General features: G+C 45.1%; 12 protein-coding genes. 2 read left to right on the top strand and 10 right to left on the bottom strand.

Annotated elements, in window-relative coordinates; translation table 11 throughout:
• Positions 1-58 precede the first annotated feature (58 nt).
• Positions 59-403 (bottom strand): thioredoxin family protein, encoded by a 345-nt coding sequence (locus tag AC2TF5_RS04230; protein ID WP_491300992.1) that lies wholly within the window; start codon positions 401-403, stop codon positions 59-61.
• A 121-nt stretch (positions 404-524) separates the two neighbouring features.
• Here AC2TF5_RS04230 and AC2TF5_RS04225 point away from each other — a divergent pair, with 121 nt between their 5' ends.
• Positions 525-1,883, top strand: coding sequence for a DUF2515 family protein (locus AC2TF5_RS04225; protein WP_491300991.1), 1,359 nt, complete (start codon positions 525-527; stop codon positions 1,881-1,883).
• Positions 1,884-2,034: 151 nt separating this feature from the next.
• Here the strand turns inward: AC2TF5_RS04225 and AC2TF5_RS04220 are convergent, their stop codons facing one another.
• The 9 genes from AC2TF5_RS04220 to AC2TF5_RS04180 form a co-directional block, all read right to left on the bottom strand.
• Complete coding sequence (locus tag AC2TF5_RS04220; protein ID WP_491300990.1) at positions 2,035-3,111, bottom strand: LolA family protein; 1,077 nt, start codon at positions 3,109-3,111, stop codon at positions 2,035-2,037.
• Between the two features lie 10 nt (positions 3,112-3,121).
• Entirely contained in the window at positions 3,122-4,582 is a 1,461-nt protein-coding gene (locus tag AC2TF5_RS04215) for a HAMP domain-containing sensor histidine kinase (protein WP_491300989.1), read from the bottom strand.
• Positions 4,579-5,286, bottom strand: coding sequence for a response regulator transcription factor (locus AC2TF5_RS04210; protein ID WP_491300988.1), 708 nt, complete (start codon positions 5,284-5,286; stop codon positions 4,579-4,581). The genes AC2TF5_RS04215 and AC2TF5_RS04210 overlap by 4 nt, the downstream gene beginning before the upstream one ends.
• Positions 5,287-5,549: 263 nt before the next feature.
• Positions 5,550-7,175 carry a putative polysaccharide biosynthesis protein gene (locus AC2TF5_RS04205; protein WP_491300987.1) on the bottom strand — a complete coding sequence of 542 codons (1,626 nt, stop codon included), beginning with the start codon at positions 7,173-7,175 and terminating at the stop codon, positions 5,550-5,552.
• 49 nt (positions 7,176-7,224) lie between these two features.
• A complete protein-coding gene (locus AC2TF5_RS04200; RefSeq protein WP_491300986.1) occupies positions 7,225-7,704 on the bottom strand; it encodes a DUF456 domain-containing protein in 480 nt (159 codons plus the stop codon).
• Positions 7,705-7,711: 7 nt separating this feature from the next.
• Positions 7,712-8,458 (bottom strand): Cof-type HAD-IIB family hydrolase, encoded by a 747-nt coding sequence (locus AC2TF5_RS04195; protein ID WP_241930699.1) that lies wholly within the window; start codon positions 8,456-8,458, stop codon positions 7,712-7,714.
• A 173-nt stretch (positions 8,459-8,631) separates the two neighbouring features.
• On the bottom strand, positions 8,632-10,704 hold the full coding sequence (locus tag AC2TF5_RS04190; protein WP_491300985.1) for a peptidoglycan D,D-transpeptidase FtsI family protein: 2,073 nt from the start codon (positions 10,702-10,704) through the stop codon (positions 8,632-8,634).
• Positions 10,705-10,860: 156 nt separating this feature from the next.
• Entirely contained in the window at positions 10,861-12,012 is a 1,152-nt protein-coding gene (locus AC2TF5_RS04185; RefSeq protein ID WP_491300984.1) for a transglutaminase domain-containing protein, read from the bottom strand.
• Between the two features lie 39 nt (positions 12,013-12,051).
• On the bottom strand, positions 12,052-12,486 hold the full coding sequence (locus AC2TF5_RS04180; protein ID WP_491300983.1) for a hypothetical protein: 435 nt from the start codon (positions 12,484-12,486) through the stop codon (positions 12,052-12,054).
• Between the two features lie 181 nt (positions 12,487-12,667).
• Between AC2TF5_RS04180 and AC2TF5_RS04175 the strand changes: the two genes are divergently transcribed.
• On the top strand, positions 12,668-13,819 hold the full coding sequence (locus AC2TF5_RS04175; RefSeq protein WP_491300982.1) for an MFS transporter: 1,152 nt from the start codon (positions 12,668-12,670) through the stop codon (positions 13,817-13,819).
• Positions 13,820-13,971 lie beyond the last annotated feature (152 nt).

Below are 13,971 nucleotides of genomic sequence, written 5' to 3'. Positions count from 1 at the left end.
CAAAATGTTCAAAAACAAAACACCGTCGCCCGTATAAACGGTCGGCGGTGTGATGTAATTACTTGTGGATTGTTCCGTATACCTCTAAAGCGCGATCTAGGAAAGTTTCAATTTCTTCCCGTGACTTGCGCAGCTTATTTACAAACCGGACTAGCTCACGACCATCTGTGTAGGCTACGAAGCTCGGGATGCCCATGATGTTTTGCTGCTGGCTTACGTCACCAACGGCTTCAACGTCAACTTCTACCAGTGTTAGCCGGTCGGAATATTTACTCTCTACTTCCGGCATAAATGGATCAATAAATTTACAATCAACGCACCAATCAGCTTTAAATACTGCAATCGTCAATTTCGGAGACTGAATTGATACCTGAAATTCAGCTTCTGATGTAATCTTTTCCATGGGAATCTCCCCTTTCCGTCTGAATTTGTTCTCCCTAAGTGAAGCAAAATGTTGAGTGGAAGTCAAATTTTAAAGCCATACTGACAATAAGTTCACTGACATTCAGGAAAGAAGGTGCCTTATGAGCCATTCCCAAGGTTTCAAGACCGGTCGCCAGTCCATCTGGTCACTGCTGTTTTCCGTCCCTCGAGCTGTTGCTGAGGCATTTGGCGGTTTAACCGCCGCTTGGATTGCGTCCAGTGAGCTTCGGCGCTGCCCTAAGGACTTAGCCTGGAATGAAGGCGCCGCCAGAAGTATCACATGTTTGCTGGATAAAACTGCTGAAGGCTGTCAGCGGGAACGTGCTGGTCAAACGATGAGGTTCGATCCCTTGCCCAGGGACTCAACGGCCGAAAATAACCTGAGTCAGCTTCCGGCACAAGATCATCTTCTCATCCAGCGTATTCATGAGGCTGTTATTGAAGCCAATAAAAGCAATATTACACGTACCCGGGCTTATCTCGAATTTTACGAGGACTATCCAGAGGTTCATTGGGCTCTTCTTGCCCACATGGTCTCCAGAAATGCCGGGTGGAATATGTCCGATCTGAAGAGCGGTCTCATGTCCGATTTAACTGACAACCGATTCAAGAACCATCTGTACCGGTTTCTCGAACGTTGTAATGCCTTGATATTCCAAGACGCCTATCCGCAACTTTTACTCTATAAATTCAGTAAACAGAAGGAACAAAGCTACTTTCATCTTCTCCCTTATTTTCACGTTTCGGCATTCATGACTCCATTTTGGGAGCGGTTTTGGATCGATCGGAACAGCAGCCTGCTGACAGTCGCCTTGATCATCAATGAGCAAAATTATATAGAAGGACGCGTCGTCAGTCATCCATATTTCCGAAAAAATGTATTAGAGGCCCCATCTTTCCGGTTGCATGAGCTTGTGCGGTTGAATCAAATCATTTTTCCATTGGGTGATACCTGTTGCAGACATGATTTTTTTAAAGAATCCATCCTGCCTCTTCGGCCTTTAGTCGGATTGATCATGAATCATTTTGACGATTCATCAAGCCGAATTAAAGCCGGGAAATCGCTATATGCCATGCTGTTTGGATATGAGGATATTTACCGTGGTGTACTCAAATATGTCCACTGCTCACCGCATTTGGGCTCACGCTCGGAATACTGGCCGGCCCTATTCACAACACAGTGCAATAAAGCCATGGACTCGCTTGTAGAAAGTAAAGAACTCCTTCAATCAGAGTGGCTGACAGACGGCCATCAGCTATACAGCCCGCTCCTTGAAGATGTGTGGCATGATACGGAATATGAGCCTATTCCCCGGTTTGATTGGTTTCAGGAACCTACCATGCTTCGTCATCTAAGTAAACCTGTCCGACCTTTTCTGGTTGATATGACCCATGCCCACCGCACAGCGCTGGAGAGAATGGCATTTACTCATGATCTGAGCGGGCACTTGAATTCATGACGTATTCAATCAATGAAGTGACATAAAAAACATAACAAGACTACTTCAAGAAAGGGGGTGTACCAAAAGATCAATTGACCTGGGACACCCTTCTTTGCCTGTTGTAAGGCGCTACGTGCTCACCCCACATGATGCAGTTCTATCTTTTTCTTTAGTTTTCTCTTCCGCTGGTAAGCACCATTTTATCTACTTTTTTGATTATTTCTTCCTTGGTAATATCCGGATGGTCAATCATAATGGAATAGCGTAATTTCCCTTCGTCCCAGGTAAGTATACGTAAGTCTTCCATATATTCACCCTTCATGCCTCGTACCGTCACATTTCCTTTATTCTTAGCCCCCTCTCCTTTAGGGATTTCAAAAATGCTCAGTGTCGATGAAGGGATGTCTTGCACGGTATAATAAACGGTTATTTCTGTTCTTTTCAGCTCGCCTTCATAGATGTTCCATTCCACTTTATCTATCTTCTCTTCGGAATCCTGGAATACTAGGAAAGAATGGCCTAGTGCTTCAGCAGCCTCCGCCAACGTTCCTGAATGGGTTGGGTATTCCGTATTCAATGCTTTGATTTCTACATCTTCAGGCAGGTCAAGCGTAAAGGTATTACTATCAAAACTTGGTGAGTCATCTAGTAATGTGTAAATCACTTCAGAACGGATATCGCCTGAGATGGAATTTGACTTAACCACAAACCATGTTTTTTGATCAACCCAAAACTCCATGTCACCTAAAAATGAATCCTTCGACTTGGCTTTTACCTTTAAATGATAAGTATTCTTACCAAGTAGTTTTTCCTCTCCCACCACTTCATACGTATGGGTGTCCTCCAGGTTTTCGAGCATCCTGGTCAGCTGCTCTTTTTGCGTCAGGCTGCTTGGCAAATCTATGCCTGCAAGGTCAATCGATTGAGCCTGGTTACTTCCTTCTTCATAAATTAGCACCTGTTTGCCTTCATTTAGTGTGTAAGACTTCTTATCACGCATTTTGTCAACTAAAACAGTCTTTCTTTTTCCATCACTTCCGGCATACTCCTTGAAGGACACATCCTCAGTCAACTCATCATTCGTAAATATCTTATATTCTCCTTCGCCTATATAAGTTTCCAGCTTATTATCCGTCTCCAATACATAAGACATAATCTCCTCCGAAGAAGCGGTGATATTCCCGGCACATCCTGATATCAAAAATATAGCTGCAACAGGTACGATTAACAGATTTCTTAACTTCAACTCTCTTCTCCTACCTTTCTTTTATCCAGCATGCCGCAATGGTTCCGTATCCAGCGCTGGACCACAATTTTATTTTTCCTTCATGTCTCTCGATTAGCATTTTGGCTATGCTCAGCCCTAGCCCCGAGCTTCCGCCTTGCCCTCTCGATCCGTCTCCTTGGACAAAAGGGAGAAATATTTTTTCCTGCATAGGATCCGGTATGCTGTTTCCTTCATTTTGAATCAATAGTATGGTTCCGCCTTTTCGCCATTCATCCAGTTCCTCTTTAAATAATGGGAAAACTTCTTGTGATAAATGCTCATCTGACGAAAGTGCAGCAAGCAGAATCTCTTTTCCCGTATCTGTATGGCGAATGGCATTGGCCACCAGATTATCAGCAAGCCGAACCATCTGCTTAACATTTACTCTGTAAGTACCGGTGATTTTTTGATCGATACTGAGCTTTATCCCTTTCTTCGAGCAAGGTTCTTCGTAGCCGGAAAGAAGCATATCAAAGAATTCCTCTCCTTCCACTTCAACCAGCTCTGTTTGGTGGTGTGAGGCTTGCAAAGTAGCATAAAGCGTCAAATCATCAATCAATTGCTTCATATATGCCAATTTTTCAAATAAAATAGTCTGATATTCTTTCTTTTCTTTTTCAGACAGCTGCCGGTTGCTCTGTAGTGCTTCCGAATAAGCCTGGATGACAGTCAAAGGCGTCTTCAGATCATGCGATAGAGCGGCAATAATAAACTCTTTTTCTTTTTGCTGTTGAACAACTTCCTGCTGCGACTTTTCGATCTGTTTTTTCATTCTATAAAAATGAGTCTGCAGCTCCCCAATTTCATCGTTGGAGGGAGGGTTTGAGGATAAGACTTTCCTGCCGTCCGCAAAAGCGGTCATTTGTCGTTGCAGCGACTGCAACGGCCGATTCAGCTTCCGGTTCAGCAAATATACAACTGTTAAGAAGACAATGATCATAAAGATAAACAGTCCGCCAAAAATTAAAATCGTGCGGTCCTGCACACCCCTCAGCCATTCATCCCTGCTGATGGTCACCTCATAAAACCCGACTAATTCACCTTCACTGCCAGTCACAGGCTTTTTTACAGAATATGTACGCAGATTTTTCTGGAGATGGTTTACATTTTTGTACAACTGATTCTTATCCAGCTTAGTAAGCCTGCTTACTAACGGCTCTTGCAAGGATGTATAGAGCAGAATGCCATCATAACGATACAGTGTAATTCTCATCGACTCATCTGCCTGATTGTCCACTTTCCTATAATGCTTCTGCGGCTGTATTTTGTAATAAACCGGATTTTCCAAAACAGGCTCAAGTTCAGATAGTGACTTAGTAAACTCCATATATTCGCGCATGTCTCGCTTTTGGTCATAACTGCTCACAGTGATATAAAAAAGATACAAAGCTATAATCGGCAACAGCATAACTATAATATAGCTTATCATCAGCCAATTTCTGATTTTCATAGAACCTCTCCAATAAAGCGGTAGCCGACGCCCCAGACAGTCTGAATAAAGGAAGATGAACGGGTATCATCCTTTAATTTTGTTCTTAAACTTTTAATATGGACTGTGACCGTATTATTCCCATTCACATCCTCCTGCTGCCAAACATGCTCATACAGAGCCGATTTGGAAAAAATCTCGAAAGGGTTCTTGGCCATGAGGCACAGCAATTCCCACTCTTTCGATGTCAGCATCAGAAGCTCTTTGTTCAGATAGACGCTTTTACTGGAAAAATCAATGCTCAGACCATGAGCATAGCTGACCGCCTTCTCCGTATCCTGCTGGTTTTGATACCGCCGGTACCGCCTTAAATGAGATCCGATCCGTGCACTTAATTCCTCCAGGCTGAAAGGTTTCGTCACATAATCATCTGCGCCGAGATCAAGACCGCGAATCTTACTTTCATCCTCAATCCTGGCACTGATAATTAGCATTGGCACTTCCGATTCTTTTCTAATGCTCCGACAAAGTGTGAACCCATCCACTTCAGGAAGCATAAGATCAACCAGCACTAAGTCATAATGCCCCAGCTTAAAATCTTCCCAGCCTTCCTTGCCTGTTGATGCCCAGGTTACACGGTATTCCTCCTTACGCAAATGATCACAAACAACCCTTGCAATCTCCCTGTCATCCTCCACCAGCAGCACCGCTGCTCTCTGTTTCATAGCTATATCCCTCTTTCAATATCTATTATAGTCTGAACATATAAAGCTCCCGGAACCTTTATAAACTCTTAATAATTAGGATGACAACAAGTGCTGATAGTGTAAAGGGTAAGTTCTCCAAGACTAACTCCTTTCGTTAGATAGCACCAAAAATCCGCGATATACGCAGCTCCTTAATGAACATATGTTTATTGTCCGCGTATCTTAAACAAAAAACGGTTCTCCGCATCGGAGAACCGTTTTTTATTGCTGTAAATCCCCTTCTAACCACGTTCCCGAAGCCGTGAGGGCTGAAGGCGCATGAGAGGACGGAATAACTTTTGCAGTAGACGAGGATAGCTCGAAAGCTCCGACTGCCGCAGTACACCAAAGACGATAAGTAAGACCAGATAAACAACCACAACGACCGCTCCGACCAACAAACATGTGATAAAGAAAGCAAGCCGGGCAGGCATAAAGTCGACCATTTGGATCCCCAGCTGGTTTACTCCATAACCTATACCTACAGCAGCCAGAGCTGTAATGATAAAGCCTGTCCAACGAGAGCCCAGAATAGAGAACGGGACAATGGCTTTAATTGAACGCAAGTTAAGCATCGTAATTACGAGGAAACATAGAGACGTCGCGCCAATGATTCCATAAATCCCAAACAACGGAGCGAGCAGAACACTTGTACCCAGCTTGATAACTATACCGATCATCACGTGAACCATTGAAACTTTGGCTTTCCCGATTCCAAGCAGGATGGAGCCTGAAGTCATCATCGTGATTTGGAATATCGTACCGAAGGTCAGCATGGCGATAATCCCACTGCCGTTCAATGAGCTGAAAAGTAAACCATTTACGGAATAAGATGCAGAAACGAGAGCAAGTACAATAGGCATTCCCGTCAGAATCGATATCTTTAAAGCGAGTGTAACTTGACGTTGCAGATGATCCTGATCTTTTCTGGCATAAGCAGCAGAGATAATCGGTATTAAGGATTGACTCAGTGCAATCGCAAGGATTGGTGGAATTCCCGCGATACTTTGCGCCCTCGTCCCTAATATCGCTAGAGCCGCCGTTGCCTCATCGGCACCGATTTCTCCGGTCAGCAATGGCTTGACAATGGAACCGTCTATGAAGTTGATCGCTGGAACCGCAAGTGACGACAGCACAATCGGAATGGATAAAGTAAAAATAGCTTTATAAATACCCCCAAGAGGAATGGATCTATCCGCTCGTGGCAGATTCAACTTCCGATCCTGACGGCGCAGCTTCATGGCAAAAAAGATCATGACGCCAAAAGCAGCAATACTTCCGAGCACACCACCAAAGGACGCTCCTGCCGCTACCCATTTGTCATCATAGCCGAGGCGGAGCAGAATATAAGCCAGACCAATACCGGTAACTACCCTGGCGATCTGTTCCACGATCTGGGATACCCCACCAGGTGTCATAAAGTTCCGACCCTGGAAGTACCCCCGCATCATCGCAATAGTCGGGAAGAGTAGCAGCGCTGGCGCCAGAGCCTGAATTGCAGCAGCAGATTCCGGTACCTCCGCCACATGAGTGGCGTAGTACGGCGCAACGAAATAGAGCATCAGCGTCATTACAACCCCGGCACCAGCCGAAAAGAAAAGCGCTGCCTGATAAATCCTTTTGGCCTCGGCCGGTTGGTTCAGCGCATAGCGCTGGGATACCATCTTGCTGAGTGTGCTCGGGATACCAGCCGTTGCCAAGGCCAGCAGCATTAAATACACATTGTTTGCAATCGTAAAGGATGCGTTCCCTACATCATTGAGCATGTGCTCCAGCGGTACCCGCTGGGCCAGACCCAATACCCGAGCCACTAATGCAGCTGCGGCCAGTATGATCGTACCTCTGATGAATGTATCTTTCTTTGACAAGTCCTTACCCTTCTTTCTCCCAAAAGGCACCTGCTAGTGCAGTTCCACCCTAAAAAATCCAAACAAAGAAAATAATAATCATAGCAAGCTGTAAAACGATCTTCACCACAATACTGCTAAATAGGCCTAGTAACGAACCGAGTCCTACCTTAACCGATTTTCCCGGTGCTGAACCTGCCAGCATCTCCCCGAGAAAGGCTCCGACAAACGGACCGATCACAAGACCAAAAGCTGGAATGATAAATGGACCGATAATTAAACCGATGGTGCTTCCCCAGATGGATGCCTTTGAGCCGCCCAGTTTTTTAACACCCCAAGCGTTAACCGCATAATCGGCAACAAACAGCATAACCAGAATCAAGGTCTGAATAATCCAGAATAACGCATTGTAATGCTCAAACGTAAAAAACCAGCCGTAAACAAACAGTGCGAAATAAATGGCGACCACGCCAGGCAGGATCGGGTAAATAGCCCCGGCCATACCAACCAGAAACAGGGCGATAACTATAATCCAACCCAATACATCCACCTATAAATCACTCCCCGCACAAAATATAATCACGGATCACTTCGACGATGCCGTCATCATTGTTACTGGCTACTACAACGTCCGCTTCGTCCTTGAGAGTCTGCTGTGCATTTCCCATAGCAACGCCCAGGCCAGCCTGTTGAATTGCTGCCAGATCGTTCAGACTGTCACCTACAGCGACCGCCTGTGATATATCAAGTCCAAGAAGCTCACACACCTGCTTAATGCCTTCAGCCTTGTTAATTCCCTTGGGATTAATCTCGAAGTTAGAGGGCGATGAATTCGTGATCTCTAGGCCATCCATTTCTTGAAGCCTCATAAGAATGTTGTGTCGTACATCATCGTCATCCGTATGATAACCGAATTTCAGCCATTCTTTAGTCTCAATGTCTCCGGCCCAGTTGTCCCGGTTGTATAGCTGATCTACGGTGTAGGCCCAGAACCAAGAGCCGGTCTCAACAGCGAGTTCATGCATTTTGCGAACAAGCTCAACGTCAAGCAGCGAACGGCGATACAAGTCATAGGGAGCCCGCCAAACCTCACTGCCATTCACGGTAATCATCGGGGTTGTAAGCTCCAACTGCTGTGCATAAGGATATGCATTGGAAAATGCCCGGCCTGTGGACAAGCATACATGAACCCCTTGCCGAACCGCCTCCTTAATCCATTTCACTGTTTCCGGTGAAACCTCATGATCATCCTGAAGCAGTGTGCCGTCCATATCCAATGCCAGCAGTTTGAACTTATGATTCATGACTTTATCCCCCTTAGTTGTTCTCTCTTGTATAAACATAACGACATTTTACCACAAATAAAAAAAGAAGCCCAAAGCTCGATTTGACAGACAACCTCGAACTTTAAAAAAAAGCAGACCAGGATAATATGATCCCGGCCTGCCCTTTCATATTGTCCATCCGTGGGAGCGGATTATTCCGTACTTTCAGTGTCTGACTCATCAGCACCTTCATCCGCAGTTTCTGCTTTCTTAGGATGCGGTGTGCCGTCTAATCCATATACCTCATCATATGCGTCAAAGATTTTACGAGCGATCGGCGCAGCACTATAAGCACCAAATCCGCCTTCCGGGACGATAACGGCTACTGCAAGTTTCGGGTTTTCCCTTGGAGCGAACCCTATGAACACACCGTTATCGGTTGAGACTCTCTTCCCGTTAATGTATACATCCTGCTGTGACGTACCTGTTTTACGTGCATAATCATAACCAAAACCTTCAAATGAAGGCAATCCTTGCGTATTCATCCCTTTGATGACTTCATCCCAATATTGATTAGGAAAATCCACTTTATTCAGGACTTCACGCTCGAATTTTTTGACAACATTTCCTTCTTGATCCTTGATCTCACTAACCAGCTGAGGTTTGATACGTTCTCCCCGATTAGCAAGTGCGGTGGCGTACTGCGCCAATTGCATCGTGGAATATTTACCGGATTGACCAAATGAAGCAAATACCAATGCGGCCAGTGGACTACCCGCTTGTTCGATATTGTAGTATTCAATCGTACCCTTGAACTCACCAGGCAACCCAACTTCCGTAGAAACACCAAGACCGAAATCCTTCATGTATTTATCCCATACGTCTATGCCCTTTATACCATATTTGTTGAACAGCTGCTTACCTACCATATCAATCATAAAGGCATTGGAGGAATTTTGAAGTGCCAACGCGGGATCAATGGATCCAAAAACCCTCGACTGTGAGTTACGGACTCTCGACTTATCTCCACCGAATTCCGCATATCCTTTGTCATAATAATAATCATTCACTCCGAAAAATCCTTCATTCAATCCGATCAGCACGCTTAATGGCTTAACCGTGGAACCGAGCAGAAGAACAGACTCCAAATTATTCGCAGAACGACCGGAGCTATAAGGGCTAATGGTACCATTCCCCATGAATGGAGTAACTGCATCCCAATCATCTGTGCCATCCTTCCATACATTTGGGTCATAATCAGGAATGCTCGCCATGGAAACAATGTTGCCGGTATCTACTTCTATCGCCACTGCGTACCCCGTCTTGGCATTGGGATGGAGTTTACCCGAAAACGGTACAGTATGCAGCCACTTCAGCTGATCCACGATCGCCTGCTCTGTTTTCATCTGAATCTCTTTATGAATTGTAGTGTGTACGTTGTTACCCTTCTCAGGCGCAACAAGTGTCGGCGTACCGTCAATCATATTTTGCGGATTGATCGGAATGCTCATATAACCATTTTTACCACGGAGTTCATCTTGGAACATCATTTCCATTCCATCTTTGCCAACCATCTCGGTTTCCGTATATTTCAGCCCCGGATCCTTCTGGTCCTTGTTCGCTTCATCAATCTCCTTATATTTCTCTATGGTTTTAACCCCTTTAAACTCTTTCAAATACCCTATGGTCTGTACCGCCACGGTATCCGTGTCATAATACCGGACATTCTCTTCAACGATCTCTACACCTGGAAATTCATCTTTATTTTCAATGAAATAAGCAACTTCCTTATCCGTAAGATCCCCTTTGATTCTTCTTGGCTCGTATCCGCCCTGTTTCTTCGAGTCGAGATCCAATTTATCCAGAATATCTTCAACCGTCATCTTCTCTGCATCCGCAGCCCCATGTTCCTCAAACACCTTGAACATCTTCTCTGCAAATGCTTCGATTTCTGGACGGTTTTCCTTCCCCTTATCCGTCTTACTGTTATAGTTCTTCAGCAACGTAACATAAAGCGCATTCGAGGGCTTAGAGAAAGCAATCGGTGTTCCCGACGCATCAATAATACTTCCCCGGATTGGCTGTAACGGAAAGTTTTTGGTTCGGCCACCCGTTTCCTGTTCCGTCAGCTCTGGTCCCTCTACAAATTGCAAAATAGCAAGTCGGACAATAATGACACAAAATATAATAAACGTACTGAAAAAGAACAAATTAATCCTTAGATTAAACTGACTTCCGGCATCTCCTTCATCCTGCTTTCGTTTGTCCGGCTTAAAAAAACTCACCTTAGGCTTCTCCCCTTTGTTCTCTTTCACATAAATTCATCTTACCATAAACCTTAACCACGGTTCATCTTTCAAGAATTTAACATATTGGTAACCCTGCAATACAAAATAGCCTTTCAGAAGAAAGGCTACTTTGTACTTTATGCAGTGTAGGCATTAGAACACCCGCTCTTTAATATGCGTCTCGCTAAATCGGGGAGGATTAAACCAATCTCCACTTTGGGCCCAAGTCGGATCCAATGGTATCCACTGCTGCTTCTCGCTAAGGTAAACCTCATTCCATGCATGGGGCCCGTAGCCACCTTGACCGTTGTAGCCGCGTCCTGTAACTACTCTTACCTTCATATCCTGGGAACGGGCCATCATGGAGTACAGACGTGCGTAATCGATGCATACCCCTGAACGGGTATCGTAAGTATCCTGAGGCGTTTGCTCACGCCAAATCCGCTGCTCCTCATAGACCTTTACTTTGTCATAATCGTACGATACTCGGGTTCCTACCCAATCGTAAAGTTTGCGGGCCTTTTCCTCGTCCGTCGCAGCCCCTTTTACAACATGTGCAGCCGTTTGTTCGATACCTTCCGGAATCGAATGATCAATGACCTCATACTTCTGCTGCATAATGCCGTTCAGCTCTTCCTGAACCGATTGGGTAAATACAGGGAGTTTGTCCCTGACCAGAGAACCCGACAATGGTTCCATGACCGCCTGTGCACCATCCTGGTATACAGGTGATGACTCAACATACCTGCTGAACGAATGATCCGGATAAAGACTAACCCATATGAACAGAATTGCAATGACGACAATCCCTCGAGCTACTCCCATAACGACACCGATTCCTGCTCCTGCCAGACGGCTAACAATCGTAGACGGTTTGTCTTTCTTTAGACCGAACAGCCCCAAACTGCCGCCGATCGTCAATGACACTAACAAACGAAGTATAAAGACAAACAGACAGTAGCTGATCATAAAGAGAACCGCAAATCGCAACAGTGGAAAATCAGCCATCGATTTGACAAAGGTATAATAGATCTGCTCCCACAGCTTAAGCTCTCGTTCAGGAATCTGGCTTCCCAGTGATTTCAGCCATACAGAAGCTTTGGGTGACAGCCATAGTGTAAATGGAACTGAGATACCTATACTAATTAGACGCAGAAGAGCGTCACCGAGAAAAAAAGCAAGCTTCCCTGCCGAACGGGAAGCTCCCCGACTCCAACCCTGTATTAAAGAAAAGGCTACAATAAACAGCAGCAGGATAGTAATACCATTACCCTCCCGCACGCTGTCACTCCATGCCGAAAACATGGAAACCCCTCCTTCCTATCGACTAGCTTCTTAGCTGCTTCAATTTTTTTTCGCTTGTCCTATAAATTCCTGAATCGTTTCGTTAATATCCCATGTTCCAACCGACACTCCACGGAAGCTCACTTCCACTTCCTTTGATTCGCTACTGCCTTTGAGTTCTAGGTTCGGTGCCTCTACCGTAAATGTCCCGTCACCGTTTGATGTATATTTGGCTTCCTTTGCTTCTTTCATCATCATGTTCATAGCTTCTGTTTTGACGGTGTCTACCGTTTCATTCTTCACTGTAGTCACAACTTCACTGATTTGGTCTAAGGATATCCCGCTGTAAATGAGTAGTCCTCCGATTATCAAAATAACCAAAGCCCATTTGATGACCGTCTTGACCAGGTTAATAACAATAAACAGCACAATCAAAGCGATAACGATTACTAACCAATTTTGCTTCAGAAATTCCAACCATACTTGTGTATCCATTCATGTTTCACTCCCATCACTTTACATCAACTGGGCAGCCTGCAGCCGTCCTTATAGATTATACATGATTCCCCACCTCAGTGTCAGTAAGACCCCTTAAATACAAATTAAGGTATAAGCTTGGCATCTTCAACGTACAAGTAGAACATAACCTGTCTAAATGCGGGTAGGAGGTGCTTTTATGAAAACAGCGATTTGGTTGTACATGTTTTTGTTTCTGGCATTCTTTGATCTGCATGCCCAGTATCCTGTCCTCACACCGTTTGCCATATCACTCGGTGCCGCCCCGACCTTCATCGGGTGGATGATGGGTATCTATGCCTTAACACATCTACCGGGTAATCTGATTGCCGGTGGATTGATCGACAAACACGGCAGCCGGAGGTACATTATTTTTAGCTTGACGGCAGCCGGTATCATACTGCTGCTGCAAGCTCATGTACAGCTGCCATGGCAGCTGCTTGCACTCCGCTCCATCAGCGGATTTGTACTCGCCTTTTTATCACCGGCATGCCTCGCCCTGTTGGCCTCATTATCACAGGATAAGGTAATTCAAGGGAAGTATATGTCCGGTCACGGCGTAGTTCATACACTCGCTTCCGTTCTATCACCTGCCGCAGGTGCTTTTATCGTGGCTAAAACCGGGTTTTCTGGTACATTCCAAACTCTGGGATGGGTGCTGATCTTTACAGGTATCATGGCTCTTCTCACTGTTCCTAAGCCTTCTGCTCTTGCAAATACAAACAATAACGAAAAATCGGAATCGGAAACGAGTAAAGCACTCCCTTTCAATCTACGTCTGTATCTGATCCCTTTTGCTATCGCTTGCTCGCAAGGGATTCTATTTTTCGAAATTCCACTTCGTGCTAACGGTCAGGCAAGCATTATGTCTACTGGGATTCTCTTCTCCTCCATCAGTCTGGGAGCCTTGGTCACACTAAGTATGCTCTTTTTAAACAATTATGGGCCAAGTAAAAGAGTGGCGATCGGCATCCTTGGACTCGCCTTGTGCTTCTATACTTTGGCTGCAGCTAATCATCTTCCGCTGATTGCTATTCTGTTCATGCTCGGCACGGCAAAGGGTCTTCTTTTCCCTGCCTTGTCCTCCCTGTTTATCGAACTTAGCGGTGGTGGAAGACTGGGCAGAGTATTCTCCTACCAATCCATTGCCATGTCCATAGGTTCTTTTGTCGGTCCTATTGCAGCAGGACAGTTTAGAGACATAATTTCTCCGTACTTCATTGCCTTTATTATGCTGATGATCGTCCTACTGCTTCTCCCACATCGGAAACAGATACCTTCTATCGATTTACCGGCAGGGGCGAACATTTAACATCATGAACGACTTCCCTGTCCTAAATTAGTTTTCAAGTTAGAAACTAGGGGATCTCTCAGAAAAAGCAGGACACCCGAGATTTTGAAGTGCTCAGGTGGCCTGCTTGGTTTTGTGGTCCCACAGTGTACTTCATTACATAACCGCTTTCG

The organism is Paenibacillus sp. JNUCC 34, from assembly GCF_058269055.1.
This window is presented reverse-complemented; position numbering and strand designations above follow the sequence as displayed.